Origin of the sequence: Paraburkholderia hiiakae, assembly GCF_904848665.1 — a bacterium.
GTDB lineage: Bacteria > Pseudomonadota > Gammaproteobacteria > Burkholderiales > Burkholderiaceae > Paraburkholderia > Paraburkholderia hiiakae.
On record NZ_CAJHCQ010000003.1, the window covers coordinates 89,940 to 106,431 of the forward strand.

Here is a 16,492-nt window from a genome sequence, read left to right on the forward strand (position 1 = left end):
TGGGCGCGCAGTGGACGCACGGTGTACGACTACGCAGACGCCGCGGCGATCAGTGTTGCCACGGTGCCTGAGCCGTTGCGGTCGATACTCGCGAAGACGAGCTAGCGGCGCTCAGCGCGCCTCGACAGGCATCCGCGAGAGGCCGAGCACCCCTTGCAGGACGGCCGCGCGCGACTGGCCGAGAATCTGCCCTTGCCAGAGCGGGTCGTCGAAGCAGAATGCGGCGCGGATCTGCTCGCGAATGCCGGCGGCTTGAGGCGCGTCCGGATGGCGGCGCACCCACACATCGGCGCGCAACATGTGCAGCATCGGCACGAGCGGCACGGTGCCGAACTCGATCGCGATCGCCGTTGTCTGCGCATGCGGGCAAGTCGTGCGCAGCGTATCGAGAATCGGGCCCCCCACATTCGACGCGATCGTCGAGCCGTCGAGCGGGCTTGCCACGTCGGCGCCCCACCAGGCACGCGCGCGCCCAAGCTCCGCTGCATCGATGCGGCCCACGCAGATCTTCTCGCCATGCCCGGCCGGACCGAGGCCGGTATGGAAGTCGATCCAGCCGATCTGCTCGCATTGGCTCGCGTGTTCAGCGAGCGACGTCTGCAGCAGGCGGGTGCTCCATACGTGCCGCGCGCCGCCATAGAAAAGGCCGTCGGGATGATGGTACTGGCCCGTCGTCAGCGCGCGTTGATAGGCCGGTTCGCCGTGGCGTGAAATGTAGCTGGCGATTGCCTCCGCGTTGCCGGCCGAAGGCGGCCATTGCGGCGGCACGAGCAGCGCGTGCAGCGCCTCATAGTCCTCGTTGTGTGGAACAGGACACGCGAAATCGATGCTGTTGCGATTGAGGTCGACGTTGTCCTCGTTCGTGCGCGAGAGCCACGAGAAGCCATACGGGTTGATCGCGTGCACGACGAGCACGGCCACGCCGAGCGTGGCGAGGCGCGCCTGCAGCGCGGCGTCGCCGAGCAACGCCGTTTGCGCCGCGCTCCCGCAAAAGCCTTCGACACCATGCGTGCCGGACGTCAGCACGAGCAGGCGCTTCGCGTTGGCGGGGCCGAGCCGAACGACATCGGTCGCGAGTGCCTCACCTTCGCGTCCTTCCATCTCGGGAATCACATGGCTCGCGAGCGCCAGGCCGCGCGCGGCGGCAGCGCCCACGAACCGGGCGCGGGCCTCGCTGTAGGTGGTGGAAAACAGGGAAGACATGAGCGCTTATTTCGTGAGGAAGGCTTCGACCAGGCGCACCCAGTACGTCGACCCCAGCGTGAGCACGTCGTCATTGAAGTCGTAGCTCGTGTTGTGCAGCATGCAAGGGCCGAGGCCGTGGCCGTGTGCGCGATGACCGCCGGTGCCATTGCCGATATAGGCGTAGCAGCCGGGACGCTCTAGCAGGAAGAACGAAAAGTCCTCCGCGCCCATGGTCGGGTCGATATTGCTCACCACGTGGCTGGAACCGACGACGTCCTTCATGACGTCGAGCGCGAACTGCGTTTCGGCTGCGGTGTTGACCGTCGGCGGATAGTTGCGATGGAAGGAGAACTCCACGGTGCAGCCGTAAGCGGCCGCCGTCGCCTCCGAGAATTCGCGCATGCGCTTCTCAATCAGGTCGAGCACATCGATCGAGAAGGTCCGCACCGTGCCGGCCAGCGTCGCCGTGTCGGGAATCACGTTGACGGCCTCGCCGGCCTGCATCTGCGTGATCGAGAGCACGGCGGCGTCGATCGGGCGCTTGTTGCGCGTCATGATGCTTTGCAGGCCCGTGCCGATCTGCATCGCAGTCAGCACGGGATCGATGCCGTCTTGCGGAATGGCGGCGTGCGCGCCCGTTCCCTTCACGACGATGCGAAACTCGTTGCTCGACGCCTGGGTTGCACCCACGCGCGCGCCAAAGCTGCCCGCGGCGAGGCCCGGCCAGTTGTGCAGGGCGAAGACCGCATCGACGGGAAACTTTTCGAAGAGGCCGTCTTCGAGCATGGCCTTTGCGCCGCCGCCGCCTTCCTCGGCGGGCTGGAAGATGAACACCACGGTGCCGTCGAAATTGCGATGCTGCGACAGATGCTGCGCCGCGCCGAGCAGCATTGCGGTGTGGCCGTCGTGCCCGCACGCGTGCATCTTGCCCGCGTGCTTCGATGCGTGCGCAAACGTGTTGAGTTCCTGGATCGGGAGCGCGTCCATATCGGCGCGCAGGCCGATGGTTTTCGTTCCGGCGCCGTTGCGCAGCACGCCGACGACACCGGTCTTGCCAAGACCGCGCGTGACCTCGATGCCCCAGGACGCGAGCCGTTCGGCGACGAGCGCGGACGTGCGATCTTCTTCGTAGCGCAGTTCGGGGTGGGCGTGGATGTCGCGGCGAATGGCTTGCAGTTCGGCTTCGGCTGCGGCGATTTCGGCGATGATGGTCATGAGACTCCCTTCGTTTCGGTGATGATGCGCGGCAGCCGTACGCGGGACGGCTGCGCGATGGATGGCGAATGCGTCGCGCCGCCTACAGTAAAGGCTGGCGCGAGCGGTCCTTCAGAAAGAGCAGGGTGATGAGGCCCACGGCGGCGCCAAACAGGCCGTAGTACACGACAGAGAGCTTGTCGCCGGTCCAGCCGATCAGCAGCGTGGCGATCGCGCCGGCGAACCCGCCGAAGATCATCACCGCGAAGTTGTAGCCAATGGCGAGCGACGTGGCGCGCACGCGCGCCGGAAAGAGCTCGCAGACGAAGGCGCAGTACGCGCCCTGGAACAGACCGAGCGAGAGCATCAGGCAGCACTGCACGAAGATCAGCACAGGCAGCGTGGGCACCGCGCTCACGAGCCGGAAGAGCGGATACGCGACGATCAGGCTGATCAGCGCCGAAGCGACCATCGGCTTCTTGCGGCCGACGGCGTCGGAGATGCGGCCCGAAGCGAGCGTGCCGACGATATACGCGAGCGCGGCGCACAGCGACGCGATCACGGCGCTTTGGAACGACACGCCGAGCGAGCGCGTGGCGTAGCTCGGCATGTAGTAGTAGAAGAGGTAGGTGCCGATCGTGCCGTACACCGTCAGGCCGAAGCCCGCGAGCACCTGGCGCCAGTGCGAAACCAGCGATTCGAGAAAAGGTGAGCGTTTCGCGCGCGTCTCGTGGCGAGCGTCGCTGAACACGGGCGACTCATCGAGGCGCGAGCGCACGTAAAGCCCCACGGGCACGATGAGGAGGCCGATCGCGAACGGGATGCGCCAGCCAAACGCGCTGATCTGGTCGGGCGTGAGCATCTGCGTGATGGCGACGCTCACCGTCGCGCCGAGCAGCATGGCGCAGGCCTGCGCGATCATCTGGAAGCTGCCGTACACGCCGCGGCGTTCGACGGGAGCGTGCTCGACCAGAAACGCCGTCGCGCTGCCGACTTCGCCTCCCGCCGAAAAGCCCTGCAGAAAGCGCCCGACGAGCATGAGGACGGGCGCCGCGAGGCCGATCTGCGCGTACGTGGGCGCGAGCGTGATGACCGCCACGCCGAGCGCCATCACGAAGATCGTGATGAGCAGGGCGGCCTTGCGGCCGTGCCGGTCCGCGTAATTGCCGAGCAGGATGCCGCCGAGCGGACGCGTCAGGAAGCCGACGCCGAATGTGGTCCACGTTGCGAGTAGCGCGGCGGTGGGATTCTCGCTCGGGAAGAACTGCTTCGCGATCACCGCGGCGAAGAAGGTGAAAACAGTGAAGTCGAACCACTCGAGTGCATTGCCGATGGTTGCGACCGCAATCACACGCAGGTCGATGCCGCGTGCTGTGCTTCGGGTGTGTGCCGGCGTGGCTGCACCGGTCGTATCAATTGAGAACCCCATCCGGACGTCTCCTCCAGTTGCTGGTTTGACTGGCTGATGCCTTGCCTTGTGGCTTCTGTCGACTGGCTTTCGCGTCGAATCATTCTGGTTGTGCAGCCAATCAAAAAAAAGTGATATTTTCTGAAACGTAACTTCAGGATATTTGATGAATTGGATGAGAAAACGGGAGGCGTGAACCTGTGAGTACGTTGCGATTTCTGCGCGCGTTCGACGCCATTGCCCGATACGGCTCGTTTGCGCTCGCCGCCGAGCATCTGTCGCTGACCCAGTCGGCGATCAGCATGCAGATGCGCTCGCTCGAGGAAACGTTCGGCCAGCAGCTTTTCGACAGAGCGGGGCGCACCGTCGTCCTCAACGCGATGGGCAAGGCGCTGCTGCCGCACGCCCAGGAGATGCTCGCGCAGTACGAGGCGATGCGCATGCTAGCCGCCGGACTCGAAGCGCAGACGGGGCCGGTCACGATCGGCGCGGTGGAATCGGCCGTGAGCGCGCTCGCCCAGGCCGTGGCGAAGCTCAAGACTGCGCGGCCGAGCCTGGAGATCCGCATCGTGACGGCGAGGTCGATCGAACTCGCCGCGCAACTCGATGCGGGCGACGTCGATTGCGCCGTGCTCGTCGATACACCGGGACGGCGCTCGGCACGTGTGCGCTGGACGCCGCTTTACACCGAGCCTGTTGTCGCACTGGTTCCTGCGGGCGTGAAATCGGGCTCGGTGGCGCAACTGCTGAACGACGAACGGTTCCTGCGCTTCGACAGCACGCAGCGAACGGGCATTCTGATCGAGCGCGCTTTGCGCCGGCGGCGCTATAAGGTCAACGTGTTTCTCGAACTCAGTTCACTGGAAGGCGTGGCGGCGCTGGTGAGGCAGGGCGTGGGCGTGACGGTCGTGCCGCTCTTGCGCAACTCCAGCTGGGCCCACGATGAAGCCCTGCGCGTGCTGCCCTTGCCGGGCGAGACGGAATTTCGCAGCGTGGGGATGCTGGAGCGCGCGGAGCACGAGAAGAAGCACATCACGGCGTTGATCGCGCAACAACTCGTGGCGGCGGTTTGATGGCGTTTAAGCGTGGAAAATGAAAAAGGCCGCTGTCCTTGCGGGACAGCGGCCTTTTTTTTGCAACTGGTGGCGAATCAGGGATTCGAACCCCGGACCTGCGGATTATGATTCCGTCGCTCTAACCGGCTGAGCTAATTCGCCGAAGAAAAGAATTATCGCGGTACAGTCCGAAGCTGTCAACCCCCTTCGTCATCTTTTTTGCAGCCAGGGCCGCCACCGAGCGAGAAGCCTCGGCCGAGGTGGCGGCGCTCACAGCCTCAATCCTGCGCGTAAATATCCGAGTCCTTGGTTTCCTTCACGAACAGCATGCCGATCACGAAGGTGCCCAGCGCGATGATGATCGGATACCAGAGGCCCGAGTAAATATCCCCTCGCGCCGCGACGATCGCGAACGCCGTTGCCGGCAGGAAGCCGCCGAACCAGCCATTGCCGATGTGATAGGGCAGCGACATCGAGGTGTAGCGGATCCGTGTCGGGAACATCTCCACCAGCATCGCCGCGATTGGCCCGTACACCATGGTCACGAAGATCACGAGGATCGTCAGCATCACCACGGTCATCGGCCAGTTGAGTTGCGCGGGGTCGGCTTTCAGCGGATAGCCCGCCGCCTTCAGCGTGGCTGCCAGCGTCTTCTCGAATGTCGCACCGGCTTCCTTGGCGCCCGGCGCCCGGCCGTCGAACGTGTCGATGGTCGTGTCGCCCACCTTGATCTGCGCGAGCGTGCCTGCCGGAGCGGCCACGTTCTCGTAGTTCAGGCCAGCCTTCGAAAGCGCGCTCTTGGCGATGTCGCACGAGCTCGTGAACTTCGAGGTGCCTACCGGGTTGAACTGGAACGAGCATTCGTCCGGATTCGCGATCACGACGATCGGCGCGCGCTGCGTGGCGGCTTCGAGCGCCGGATTCGCGTAGTGCGTGATCGCCTTGAAGATCGGGAAGTAGGTGAGCGCCGCGATCAGGCAGCCAGCCATGATGATCGGCTTGCGGCCGATCTTGTCAGAAAGCGCGCCGAAGAACAGGAAGAACGGCGTGCCGATCAACAACGCCAGCGCGATCAGGATGTTGGCGCTCGAACCGTCCACCTTGAGCGTTTGCGTGAGGAAGAAGAGCGCGTAGAACTGGCCCGTGTACCAGACCACGGCCTGGCCGGCCGTGAGGCCGAAGAGGGCGAGCAGCACGACCTTGAGGTTCTTCCACTGGCCGAACGCTTCCGTGAGCGGTGCCTTCGAAATCTTGCCTTCCGCCTTGATGCGTTTGAACGCCGGCGATTCGTCGAGTTGCAGACGGATCCACACCGAAACGGCGAGCAGCAGGATCGAGGCGACGAACGGAATGCGCCAGGCCCATGCGGCGAACTGTTCTTCGCCAACGAAGGTGCGCACGCCGAGGATCACGAGCAGCGAGAGGAACAGGCCGAGCGTGGCGGTCGTCTGGATCCACGACGTGTAGAAGCCGCGGCGCCCGGGCGGCGCGTGTTCAGCGACATAGGTCGCTGCGCCGCCGTACTCGCCGCCGAGCGCGAGGCCCTGCAGCAGACGCATGCCGATGAAGATCACCGGCGACGCGATGCCGATCGCCGCGTAGCCGGGCAGGAAGCCGACCACGAAGGTCGAGAGACCCATGATGACGATCGTGACGAGGAACGTGTGCTTGCGGCCCACGAGGTCGCCGAGGCGTCCGAACACGATCGCGCCGAACGGGCGCACGGCAAAGCCCGCGGCGAAGCCGAGCAGCGTGAAGATGAAGCCGGCCGTGGGATTGACGCCGGAAAAGAAGCTCTTGCTGATGAAGGCCGCAAGCGATCCGGCCAGGTAGAAGTCGTACCACTCGAACACGGTGCCGAGCGACGACGCGAAGATCACGCGTTTTTCGTCGCTGGTCATCGGCGTGTGCGAGACTTGTCCGCCAACGGTTGCCATATTTGTCTCCAGTATTGATATGCGTGTGGTCCGTCGGGCAGGCGACGCTTAAGACCCGCGGTCCTGCGGAGCATTATTGGAATGGAAACTTACGGGCTTCTGACGCGCGCGTGGGTTTCTGAGCGAGGTATCGGAGTGGGGTCTAATCAGCTATGTTCGTTGAATTCGCCGACAAGTGCGTGCAGCGTCGGTCGAACGTCTTTTAACGCGCGAATTTTAGTTTGCGTATTGCGTATCGGATAAGGGTAAGTCCCATCCCGATTTTCTGACGCGATCCGTCAGTTTCGCTGTGGCTTCGCTGTCCAGGCGGCGGCGGCGTCGCTCAAGCGTGCGCGCGCAGCCGCAGTGTCACGCGCACGAGCGTCCCGGCGAGGCGCGGCGTGTCCTGGTAGACGTGATCGTCGATCGCGAGCGTGCCGGCGTGCATCGTGGCGATCTCGCGCACGATCGCGAGCCCGAGCCCGCTGCCTTCGCCATCGCGTCCGAGAATGCGGTAGAAGCGCTCGAGCACGCGCTCGCGTTCGGCGGGCGGAATGCCCATGCCCGTGTCTTCCACCTCGAGATGGACCACGCCCGCCGCGGGCTCGGGCCGCACGCGCACGGTGATGCGCCCGCCCGCGGGTGTATAGCGGATCGCGTTGTCGATGAGGTTCGAGAGCATCTCGCGCAGCATCACCGGGTTGCCTTCCACTTCGACACGCGCCGCCGCAACGCCCTCGTCTTCCTCGCTCCCGTACGCCACTTCGGGGCCTTCGTAGCCGAGGTCCATCTGTTTGGCGAGCGCCGGCTGCACCCAGTCTCGCACGGCGTGGCGCGCCACGTCCGCCACATCCACTGGCGTGAAGATCTGCCCGGACATGCGGTTTTCCGCGCGCGCGAGCGCGAGCAGTTGCGTGACGAGCCGCGCGGCGTGCTCGGAGCTCGTCGCGATCTGCTCGAGCGAGCGGTGCACTTCGGCGGGCGCGTTTTGGCGCAGCGCGAGTTCGGCCTGAGTGCGCAGGCCCGCGAGCGGCGTCTTCATCTGATGCGCCGCGTCGGCGATGAAGCGCTTTTGCAGCTCCATGTTCTGTTCGAGACGCGTGAGCAGGTCGTTGAACGAGGTGACGAGCGGCTCGATCTCGGGCGGCGCGCGGCGTGCTTCGAGCGGCGAAAGATCGTCGGGGCGGCGCATGCGGATGTTCGACTGCAGCGCGTGCAAGGGCGCCAGGCCCCGCGAGAGGCCGAACCACACGAGCAGGATCGCGAGCGGCAAGATCACGAACTGCGGCAGGATCACGCCCTTGATGATGTCGTTGGCAAGCTGGCGGCGCTTGTCGAGCGTTTCCGCGACCTGCACGAGCACCGGTTGACCTTGCCGATCGCCGGCGCTGAGATGCGTGGGCTCCACTGTTGTATAGGCGACGCGGATGTCGATGCCACGCAGCGTGTCGTCGCGAAACTCGACGAGGCCGGGCGGTGGGCGGTCGTCGTCGTGCGGCAGCGGCATGTCGCGATCGCCGCCGATTAGCTCGCCGCGGCTGCCGAGCACCTGGTAGAACACGTTGTCGACGTTGTCGGCGCGCAGGAAATCGCGCGTGGACGCAGGCAATGTAAGCTCGGCCACGCCGTTCACGGGCTGGATCTGGCGCGCGAGTACATAGGCGTCGGTTTCGAGCGCGCGGTCGAAGGGACCGTTGGCGATCGACTTCGCCACGAGATAGGTGACCGCGATGCTCATCGGCCAGAGCAGCAGCAAGGGCGCGAGCATCCAGTCGAGAATCTCGCCGAAAAGCGAGCGCGGGCGCGCCTCGGCGGCGGCTTCGGCTTCGTCGGGCGGGGCGAACGGGTTGGCGTAGCGGGCGTCGCGCGCGTTGTCGTCGAGGGCATCGGCCGTGAATGCGGACGCGCTGGAGGCGCTGGAAGTGCCTTCGCCGGCCATGCTCGCGGCGCCCTTTGGGGGGGGCACCGCGCGCGCGATGGGAGGACGCCCGGCCATCGTCGATCTCGCTTACTTGAAATAGTGGCTGGCGGGCATCGCCGGCGCGGCGTCGGGTGCGCCGGCCTCGGCCCGGGCGCTCGGCTGACTGGCGCCGGTTTGCGTTTCCTTCGCCTCCTTTTCGAGGCAGTAGCCGAGTCCGCGCACCGTCACGATGCGCACGCCGCCGGCTTCCAGCTTCTTGCGCAGCCGGTGCACGTAGACCTCGATGGCGTTGTTGCTGACTTCCTCGCCCCATTCGCACAGATGATCGACGAGCTGTTCCTTCGAGACGAGCCGCCCGAGCCGCTGCAGCAGCACTTCGAGCACGCCCAGTTCGCGCGCCGAAAGATCGAGCACCTGGTCGTTGATGCGCGCGATTCGCCCTACCTGGTCGAACGCAAGCGCGCCATGACGCACCACGGTCGGGCCGCCGCCCGCGCCGCGCCGTGTGAGCGCACGCACGCGCGCTTCGAGTTCGTTGAGCGCGAAGGGCTTGGCCATGTAGTCGTCGGCGCCGAGGTCGAGGCCTTTCACGCGCTCGTCCACGCTGTCGGCGGCGGTGAGGATCAGCACGGGCAGATTGGAGTTGCGCGCGCGCAAACGGCGCAGCACTTCGAGGCCCGGCATTTTCGGCAGGCCCAGATCGAGGATCAAGAGGTCGAACGACTGCATCGACAAGGCAGTATCGGCATCCACGCCGCTGCGCACGTGATCAACGGCATAGCCCGATTGGCGGAGTGATCTCACGAGCCCGTCCGCGAGTATGCTGTCGTCTTCGGCAATGAGGATTCGCATGTTGCGCCAACGTCGCCTTCGAGGCTTTTGGGCCTCGTAGCACCCGCGCCGCGCCGCGTCTTTGAAGGCGCGGCCAGGCGACGCGCGGCGGTCTCCCGAAATTCGCGGTTCTGGATCGCCAGAAAGGCTTGCCAAAACCACTGTTTTTTTATACAGTGTCTGAGTTCGTGTGCATTAGCCCGAATGAGGCGTGCGCATGGTCACGAGACGCCGTTCATCATAGCAAAGGACGATTCATGGAAGATAGCAAGAAAGGCTCGGCTGGGCTGACTGCTGAAAAGAGCAAGGCGCTGGCCGCCGCGCTCGCGCAGATCGAAAAGCAGTTCGGCAAGGGGTCGATCATGCGACTCGGCGACGGCGACGCGGTCGAGGACATCCAGGTAGTCTCCACCGGTTCGCTCGGCCTCGACATCGCGCTCGGTGTGGGCGGTTTGCCGCGCGGCCGGGTGGTCGAGATCTACGGTCCGGAATCGTCGGGCAAGACCACGCTCACGCTGCAGGTGATCGCCGAAATGCAGAAGCTCGGCGGCACGGCGGCGTTCATCGACGCGGAACACGCGCTCGACGTGCAATACGCTTCCAAGCTTGGCGTGAACGTGCCCGAGCTGCTTATTTCGCAGCCGGACACGGGCGAGCAGGCGCTTGAAATCACCGACGCGCTGGTGCGCTCGGGCTCGATCGACATGATCGTGATCGACTCGGTCGCGGCGCTCGTGCCGAAGGCCGAAATCGAAGGTGAAATGGGCGACTCGCTGCCTGGTCTGCAGGCGCGTCTGATGTCGCAGGCGCTGCGCAAGCTCACCGGCACGATCAAGAAGACGAACTGCATGGTGATCTTCATCAACCAGATCCGCATGAAGATCGGTGTGATGTTCGGCAACCCGGAAACCACCACGGGCGGCAACGCACTCAAGTTCTACTCGTCGGTGCGTCTGGACATTCGCCGCATTGGCTCGATCAAGAAGAACGACGAAGTGATCGGCAGCGAAACGCGCGTGAAGGTCGTGAAGAACAAGGTCTCGCCGCCGTTCCGCGAAGCCGTGTTCGACATTCTCTACGGCGAGGGCATTTCGCGTCAGGGCGAAATCGTCGACCTCGGCGTGCAGGCAAAGATCGTCGACAAGGCGGGTGCGTGGTACAGCTATAACGGCGAGCGCATTGGCCAGGGCAAGGACAACGCACGCGAATTTCTGCGCGAGAACGCGGACATCGCTCGTGAGATCGAAAACCGCATCCGCGAGTCGCTTGGCGTGAGCGCGATGCCGAACGGCGTCAAAGAATCCGGCGAAGTCGAAGTCGCCGACGAAGAGTAAGTCCTCCAGGCTCTCGTAGATAAGGCAAGCTAATGCGCAAGGGCGGGTCACCTATGTCCTCGCCTTCTGGCGATCAGGCTAACTCGCGTGCGGGTTCGCCTGCGGACAGGAGCGCCGAGCGGCGCCCTGCCATGAAGCCTGCCAACTCACGCATGAGCCGTTCAAGCCGCGACGCCCAGGCGGGCGATCGCGGCTTTGCGCATTCTGGCGCAGCATATTCTTCGCCTGCCGATCTCAGCGACGATGGCGGCGCGGTCTTCGAAGTGCCGTTCGAGGCCTTCTTCAGCGGGGACGATGAGTCGGCGGCAAACGTGTCGTCAGAGCCGCCGTTCGAAACATCAATCAAGCGATCGTATTCATCCCCGCCGCGCGCGCCTGGCGAAACAGCCGGCGAATCCAGCGCACCGCAAGCCGACCACTACGAGCGCAGCTCGGCCACCCGCGCCGCACGTGCGAGCGAGCGCGAAAAATCGTCCACGGCAAAGCAGCGCCCCGAGCGCTCCCTGAAGGGCCGCGCGCTCGGCTATCTTTCGCGCCGCGAATACAGCCGCGCCGAACTTTCGCGCAAGCTCGTGGCGTACACCGAAGACGCTGACGCACTCGAAGCGCTGCTCGATTCGCTCGAACGCGAAGGCTGGCTCTCCGACGCGCGCTTTGCTGAAAGCGTCGTGCACCGGCGCGCGGCGCGCGTGGGGGCGGGGCGTATCGTCAGCGAACTCAAGCGCCACGCAGTGGGCGACGCGCTCATCGAAGAAGTGAACACGCAACTGCGCGAGACCGAGCTCGTGCGCGCCCGCACGGTCTGGCAGAAGAAGTACGGCCAGTTGCCCGAGACGCCTGCCGAACGCGCGCGCCAGGCGCGCTTTCTCGCGGCGCGCGGCTTCTCCATGTCGATCATCAGCAAGATCCTCAAGGGAATCGAGGAAGACTGGTCCGATAATTGAGCCGGTCGTCTCGAAAAATCCGCGTAGACAAGTTCACGCCCGGCCTGTGTGTTCGCGGCTGTCTCAAATACCCGGTATGTTAAAATCACGAGGTTTTCCAATCCGGTCTTACCTTTAGCATGCCGCTTTCTCCGCCCGTGCCCCGCCAGTTGCGCCATCAGCGCGCCATCCGGGCGGTTGCCTATGAGCGCGAAGACGGCCTGTGGGACATCGACGCGTGTCTGACCGACCACAAGCCACGCGACGTGCCGCTCGCCGCCGGTGTCCGGCCCAATGGTCTACCGATCCATGAACTCTGGCTGCGCATTACGATCGATCGCAAGCTCAACGTCGTCGACGCAGAAGCGTCATCCGACTGGGTGCCTTATGACGGTCAGTGCCAGAACGCTCATCCCGCCTATCGGGCCCTTATCGGGCTCAATCTCCTCCAGAATTTCCGCCGCGAAGCGGGCCGGCTCCTCGCCGGCACGGTCGGCTGCACGCATCTCACAGAAATGTTGGGCGTATTGCCGACCGTTGCGATCCAGGCGTTCGTTGGAGAAGTGTGGGACACATCGAATGGCTCGCCGGGTGAAGCGCCCGGACCGGAACTCGGCAAGACCGCCGGAGGCAATGAGGCCGCCGGTGAAAAGCCGCCCTTCCAGCTTGGCCGCTGCCACGCGCTGCGGTTCGACGGGGAGGCGGTTAAGCAGTTTTATCCGCGCTGGTATGGCCATGTGCCGCGTTCAATAGCACGCGGCGCGGAAACCCCCAGCGTGCGCGACAGCCGGAGCCCGGGCCAAGAGGGCAGGGCCGACGCCGTCTCGCATGAATAACAACAGCGGAATCGAAGTTCACTCCAACTCTCAGACTGAAGGAATCACGCATGAAGATTCACGAGTACCAGGGTAAGGAAATCCTGCGGAAATTCGGAGTCGCCGTCCCGCGCGGCATCCCGGTGTTTTCGGTGGATGACGCGGTCAAGGCCGCTGAAGAGCTGGGCGGTCCGGTTTGGGTCGTCAAGGCACAGATCCACGCGGGTGGTCGCGGCAAGGGCGGTGGCGTGAAGGTTGCCAAGACGCTCGAGCAGGTCCGCGAATACGCGAACCAGATCCTCGGCATGCAGCTCGTCACGCACCAGACCGGTCCGGAAGGCCAGAAGGTCAAGCGTCTGCTGATCGAAGAAGGCGCTGACATCAAGCAGGAACTGTATGTCAGCCTCGTCGTCGATCGCGTGTCGCAGAAGATCGTTCTGATGGGTTCGAGCGAAGGCGGCATGGACATCGAAGAAGTCGCCGACAAGCACCCGGAACTGATCCACAAGGTCATCGTCGAGCCGTCGACGGGTCTGCTGGACGCCCAGGCAGACGACCTCGCCGCCAAGATCGGCGTGCCGGCTGGTTCGATCCCGCAAGCGCGTGAAATCCTGAAGGGCCTGTACAAGGCATTCTGGGAAACCGATGCATCGCTGGCCGAGATCAACCCGCTGAACGTCTCGAGCAACGGCACCGTGACCGCACTCGACGCGAAGTTCAACTTCGACTCGAACGCGCTGTCCCGTCATCCGGAAATCGTCGCTTACCGCGACCTGGACGAAGAAGATCCGGCCGAAATCGAAGCCTCGAAGTTCGACCTTGCGTACATCTCGCTCGACGGCAACATCGGCTGTCTGGTGAATGGCGCGGGCCTCGCAATGGCGACGATGGACACCATCAAGCTGTTCGGCGGCGAGCCGGCGAACTTCCTGGACGTGGGCGGTGGCGCCACGACCGAGAAGGTCACCGAAGCGTTCAAGCTCATGCTCAAGAACCCGGATCTGAAGGCGATCCTCGTGAACATCTTCGGCGGCATCATGCGCTGCGACGTGATCGCGGAAGGCGTCATCGCCGGTTCGAAGGCCGTGAACCTGAAGGTGCCGCTCGTCGTGCGCATGAAGGGCACGAACGAGGACCTCGGCAAGAAGATGCTGGCCGATTCGGGCCTGCCGATCATCTCGGCAGACAGCATGGAAGAAGCCGCGCAGAAGGTCGTCGCGGCTGCCGAAGGCAAGTAATTTTCACCGGACACGAATGGCGGCGCGAGGGCGCGAAGGCTTCGGCACATGCCGCGGCTGACGCGACACGCGACGCCAAACGAACAGAGGTCAATACATGTCGATTCTGATCAACAAAGACACCAAGGTCATCACGCAGGGCATCACCGGCAAGACCGGTCAGTTCCACACCCGCGCTTGCCGTGAGTACGCGAACGGCCGCGAAGCGTTCGTCGCTGGCGTGAACCCGAAGAAGGCCGGCGAAGATTTCGAAGGCATTCCTATCTACGCGAACGTGCGTGAAGCTAAGGACGCCACCGGCGCGACCGTTTCGGTCATCTACGTGCCGCCGGCAGGCGCTGCTGCTGCGATCTGGGAAGCCGTCGAGGCCGACCTCGATCTCGCGATCTGTATCACGGAAGGCATCCCCGTCCGCGACATGATCGAAGTCAAGGACCGTATGCGCCGCGAAGGCCGCAAGACGCTGCTCCTCGGCCCGAACTGCCCCGGCACGATCACGCCGGACGAGCTGAAGATCGGCATCATGCCGGGTCACATCCACCGCAAGGGCCGCATCGGCGTCGTGTCGCGTTCGGGCACGCTGACGTATGAAGCGGTTGCGCAGCTGACCGCGATCGGCCTCGGCCAGTCGTCGGCAGTCGGTATCGGCGGCGACCCGATCAACGGCCTGAAGCACATCGACGTCATGAAGATGTTCAACGACGATCCGGATACGGACGCCGTGATCATGATCGGCGAAATCGGCGGTCCGGACGAAGCCAATGCCGCCGAGTGGATCAAGGACAACATGAAGAAGCCGGTGGTTGGCTTCATCGCGGGCGTCACGGCGCCTCCGGGCAAGCGCATGGGCCACGCCGGCGCGCTGATCTCGGGCGGTGCGGATACGGCCGACGCGAAGCTGGAAATCATGGACGCGTGCGGCATCAAGGTCACGCGCAATCCGTCGGAAATGGGCCGTCTGCTGAAGGCGATGCTGTAAATTCGAAATACGCTGCCGGTCGTGCATCACGTATGCGCGGGCGGTCAGCGTTTTTTGATATGCTTGCGGAATCCTTTCACGAGGTTTCCGAACAAAAAGCGAGGGAGCCAGTCATGGCCTCCTCGCTTTTTTTATTTGGCTCACCGCCTGAGCCTCCGTTTCCATGCTCGAATTTTTCGCGACGCTCCATTGGGGCGCTGTCATCCAGATCATCGTTATCGACATCCTGCTCGGCGGCGATAACGCGGTGGTGATCGCGCTCGCCTGCCGGGACCTGCCTTCGCAGCAGCGCATGCGCGGCATTCTGTGGGGCACCGCGGGCGCGATTGCGTTGCGCGTGGTGCTGATCGCCTTTGCCGTGGTGCTGCTCAATGTGCCGTTTCTCAAGTTCACGGGCGGCTTGCTGTTGCTCTGGATCGGCGTGCGGCTGCTCGCGCCCAGTCATCTCGAGCACGCCAACGTGAAGCCCGCCGACAAGCTGATAGGCGCGATCAAGACGATCATCGTCGCCGATGCGGTGATGAGCCTCGACAACGTGGTCGCGATTGCGGGCGCTGCCGAAGCGGCCGATCCGCGCCATCGCATCGCGCTCGTGATCTTCGGGCTGATGGTGAGCATTCCGCTCATTGTGTGGGGCAGCCAGCTCGTGCTCAAACTGCTCGACCGCTACCCGGTGATCGTGACGCTCGGCGCGGCGCTGCTCGGCTGGATCGCGGGCGGCCTCATCATCAACGACCCCGCCGGTGACCGCTGGCCACTGCTCGATACGCCGCTGGCCGAGTACGGCATGTGCGTGGCCGGGGCGGTGTTCGTCGTCGCGCTCGGGTCCTGGCTCAGGCGCCGCAACGCGCGGCGCGGCGAGGCGCAAGGACCGCAGTCGCACTGAGCGCACATGGCTGTGCCATTGCGCCTAGGCCATTTGGCCGACTGATGCGCAAGCCGGGCCGCCGATACGATCAAGACGCCTGTTCACGACTGCGAGCAGGCGTTTCTTGTTTCAGGAGCCCTGACGATGACCGTATCTGCATTTCCCATGAACCCGCCGCCGCGCAATGGCTGCCCGTGTTTCGCCCGACTTTCGCGTCTCGCAAGCGTTGCCACGCGCTGGACTGCGCGCGGTTTCACGCTGATCGAATTGATGATCGTGCTCGCGATCGTCGGCGTGATCGCCGCTTACGCCATCCCTGCGTACCAGGATTACCTTGCCCGCAGCCGCGTGGGCGAGGGCCTCTCGCTCGCGGCTTCCGCGCGCCTTTCCGTGGCGGAGAACGCCGCTAGCGGCAACGCGTTCGGCGCGGGCTACACGGTGCCGCCCGCAACGCGCAACGTACAGTCGCTGCATATCGACGATACGACCGGGCAGATCACGATTGCCTTCACCTCGCGCGTGGCGCCCGAGGGCAGCAATACGATCGTGCTCGTGCCTTCGGTGCCCGACAACGCCGATGCGCCTACCGCGCGCGTCGCGCTCGCGCAGGGCAGCGTGCAAGGTGGCACGCTCACGTGGGAGTGCTTCGCAGCGGGCAAGACGGCTTCGTCGCTCGGCGCGCCCGGCGCGGGTCCATCTCCAGTGGACGGCGCGACGCTGGCGGGCAATCTCGCGCCGCCGGAGTGCCGCGCATAGGGACTGCGCGTTGGTGCGGATGCGACCCAAGCGGCCGCACCCGCACAGCGGGGGAAAAGTTTTGTATAG

Annotated in this window: 14 protein-coding genes and 1 tRNA gene; 8 read left to right on the top strand and 7 right to left on the bottom strand. The window is 64.6% G+C overall.

What is annotated here, in order from left to right; genetic code table 11:
- Nucleotides 1-111: 111 nt before the first annotated feature.
- From JMY28_RS07495 to JMY28_RS07505, 3 genes are all read right to left on the bottom strand, one after another.
- The gene (locus tag JMY28_RS07495) at nt 112-1,203 is read right to left on the bottom strand and encodes a M14 family metallopeptidase (RefSeq protein WP_201695290.1); all 1,092 of its coding nucleotides are present in this window, start codon (nt 1,201-1,203) and stop codon (nt 112-114) included.
- 6 nt (nt 1,204-1,209) lie between these two features.
- Nucleotides 1,210-2,400: a M20 aminoacylase family protein gene (locus JMY28_RS07500; protein WP_201695291.1), complete on the bottom strand. Its 1,191-nt coding sequence runs from the start codon at nt 2,398-2,400 to the stop codon at nt 1,210-1,212.
- Nucleotides 2,401-2,482: 82 nt separating this feature from the next.
- Nucleotides 2,483-3,808 (bottom strand): MFS transporter, encoded by a 1,326-nt coding sequence (locus tag JMY28_RS07505; protein ID WP_201695292.1) that lies wholly within the window; start codon nt 3,806-3,808, stop codon nt 2,483-2,485.
- Nucleotides 3,809-3,987: 179 nt separating this feature from the next.
- On the opposite strand from JMY28_RS07505, the gene JMY28_RS07510 reads away from it, so the two are divergent.
- Nucleotides 3,988-4,860 carry a LysR substrate-binding domain-containing protein gene (locus JMY28_RS07510; RefSeq protein ID WP_201695293.1) on the top strand — a complete coding sequence of 291 codons (873 nt, stop codon included), beginning with the start codon at nt 3,988-3,990 and terminating at the stop codon, nt 4,858-4,860.
- A gap of 67 nt (nt 4,861-4,927) precedes the next feature.
- Here the strand turns inward: JMY28_RS07510 and JMY28_RS07515 are convergent.
- The 4 genes from JMY28_RS07515 to JMY28_RS07530 all read right to left on the bottom strand — a co-directional run bounded on the left by JMY28_RS07515 (nt 4,928) and on the right by JMY28_RS07530 (nt 9,531).
- Nucleotides 4,928-5,004 (bottom strand) — tRNA-Met (locus JMY28_RS07515).
- 116 nt (nt 5,005-5,120) lie between these two features.
- Entirely contained in the window at nt 5,121-6,779 is a 1,659-nt protein-coding gene (locus JMY28_RS07520; protein WP_201695294.1) for an MFS transporter, read from the bottom strand.
- Nucleotides 6,780-7,101: 322 nt separating this feature from the next.
- On the bottom strand, nt 7,102-8,697 hold the full coding sequence (locus JMY28_RS07525; RefSeq protein ID WP_201695601.1) for a sensor histidine kinase: 1,596 nt from the start codon (nt 8,695-8,697) through the stop codon (nt 7,102-7,104).
- A 69-nt stretch (nt 8,698-8,766) separates the two neighbouring features.
- On the bottom strand, nt 8,767-9,531 hold the full coding sequence (locus JMY28_RS07530; protein WP_201695295.1) for a response regulator transcription factor: 765 nt from the start codon (nt 9,529-9,531) through the stop codon (nt 8,767-8,769).
- A gap of 236 nt (nt 9,532-9,767) precedes the next feature.
- Here JMY28_RS07530 and recA point away from each other — a divergent pair, with 236 nt between their 5' ends.
- The 7 genes from recA (at nt 9,768) to JMY28_RS07565 (ending at nt 16,423) form a co-directional block, all read left to right on the top strand.
- Complete coding sequence (recA, locus tag JMY28_RS07535) at nt 9,768-10,844, top strand: recombinase RecA (RefSeq protein ID WP_201695296.1); 1,077 nt, start codon at nt 9,768-9,770, stop codon at nt 10,842-10,844.
- Nucleotides 10,845-10,975: 131 nt separating this feature from the next.
- Nucleotides 10,976-11,788 carry a recombination regulator RecX gene (gene recX / locus JMY28_RS07540; protein WP_201695297.1) on the top strand — a complete coding sequence of 271 codons (813 nt, stop codon included), beginning with the start codon at nt 10,976-10,978 and terminating at the stop codon, nt 11,786-11,788.
- Between the two features lie 119 nt (nt 11,789-11,907).
- A complete protein-coding gene (locus JMY28_RS07545) occupies nt 11,908-12,603 on the top strand; it encodes a DUF2889 domain-containing protein (RefSeq protein ID WP_201695298.1) in 696 nt (231 codons plus the stop codon).
- A gap of 50 nt (nt 12,604-12,653) precedes the next feature.
- Nucleotides 12,654-13,820 (top strand): ADP-forming succinate--CoA ligase subunit beta, encoded by a 1,167-nt coding sequence (sucC, locus tag JMY28_RS07550; RefSeq protein ID WP_201695299.1) that lies wholly within the window; start codon nt 12,654-12,656, stop codon nt 13,818-13,820.
- Between the two features lie 97 nt (nt 13,821-13,917).
- On the top strand, nt 13,918-14,799 hold the full coding sequence (gene sucD, locus JMY28_RS07555) for a succinate--CoA ligase subunit alpha (RefSeq protein WP_069262862.1): 882 nt from the start codon (nt 13,918-13,920) through the stop codon (nt 14,797-14,799).
- 163 nt (nt 14,800-14,962) lie between these two features.
- Nucleotides 14,963-15,685, top strand: coding sequence for a TerC family protein (locus tag JMY28_RS07560; protein ID WP_201695300.1), 723 nt, complete (start codon nt 14,963-14,965; stop codon nt 15,683-15,685).
- A 126-nt stretch (nt 15,686-15,811) separates the two neighbouring features.
- On the top strand, nt 15,812-16,423 hold the full coding sequence (locus JMY28_RS07565; RefSeq protein WP_268960625.1) for a pilin: 612 nt from the start codon (nt 15,812-15,814) through the stop codon (nt 16,421-16,423).
- The last annotated feature ends 69 nt before the right edge of the window (nt 16,424-16,492 follow it).

Coding starts and splice junctions, on each gene's coding strand:
- sucD (WP_069262862.1), top strand. CDS start 13,918: ATGTCGATTCTGATCAACAAAGACACCAAGGTCATCACGCAGGGCATC.
- sucC (WP_201695299.1), top strand. CDS start 12,654: ATGAAGATTCACGAGTACCAGGGTAAGGAAATCCTGCGGAAATTCGGA.
- JMY28_RS07525 (WP_201695601.1), bottom strand. CDS start 8,697: ATGGCCGGCGAAGGCACTTCCAGCGCCTCCAGCGCGTCCGCATTCACG.
- JMY28_RS07545 (WP_201695298.1), top strand. CDS start 11,908: ATGCCGCTTTCTCCGCCCGTGCCCCGCCAGTTGCGCCATCAGCGCGCC.
- recA (WP_201695296.1), top strand. CDS start 9,768: ATGGAAGATAGCAAGAAAGGCTCGGCTGGGCTGACTGCTGAAAAGAGC.
- JMY28_RS07530 (WP_201695295.1), bottom strand. CDS start 9,531: ATGCGAATCCTCATTGCCGAAGACGACAGCATACTCGCGGACGGGCTC.
- JMY28_RS07500 (WP_201695291.1), bottom strand. CDS start 2,400: ATGACCATCATCGCCGAAATCGCCGCAGCCGAAGCCGAACTGCAAGCC.
- JMY28_RS07505 (WP_201695292.1), bottom strand. CDS start 3,808: ATGGGGTTCTCAATTGATACGACCGGTGCAGCCACGCCGGCACACACC.
- JMY28_RS07560 (WP_201695300.1), top strand. CDS start 14,963: ATGCTCGAATTTTTCGCGACGCTCCATTGGGGCGCTGTCATCCAGATC.
- JMY28_RS07495 (WP_201695290.1), bottom strand. CDS start 1,203: ATGTCTTCCCTGTTTTCCACCACCTACAGCGAGGCCCGCGCCCGGTTC.
- JMY28_RS07520 (WP_201695294.1), bottom strand. CDS start 6,779: ATGGCAACCGTTGGCGGACAAGTCTCGCACACGCCGATGACCAGCGAC.
- recX (WP_201695297.1), top strand. CDS start 10,976: ATGAAGCCTGCCAACTCACGCATGAGCCGTTCAAGCCGCGACGCCCAG.
- JMY28_RS07565 (WP_268960625.1), top strand. CDS start 15,812: ATGACCGTATCTGCATTTCCCATGAACCCGCCGCCGCGCAATGGCTGC.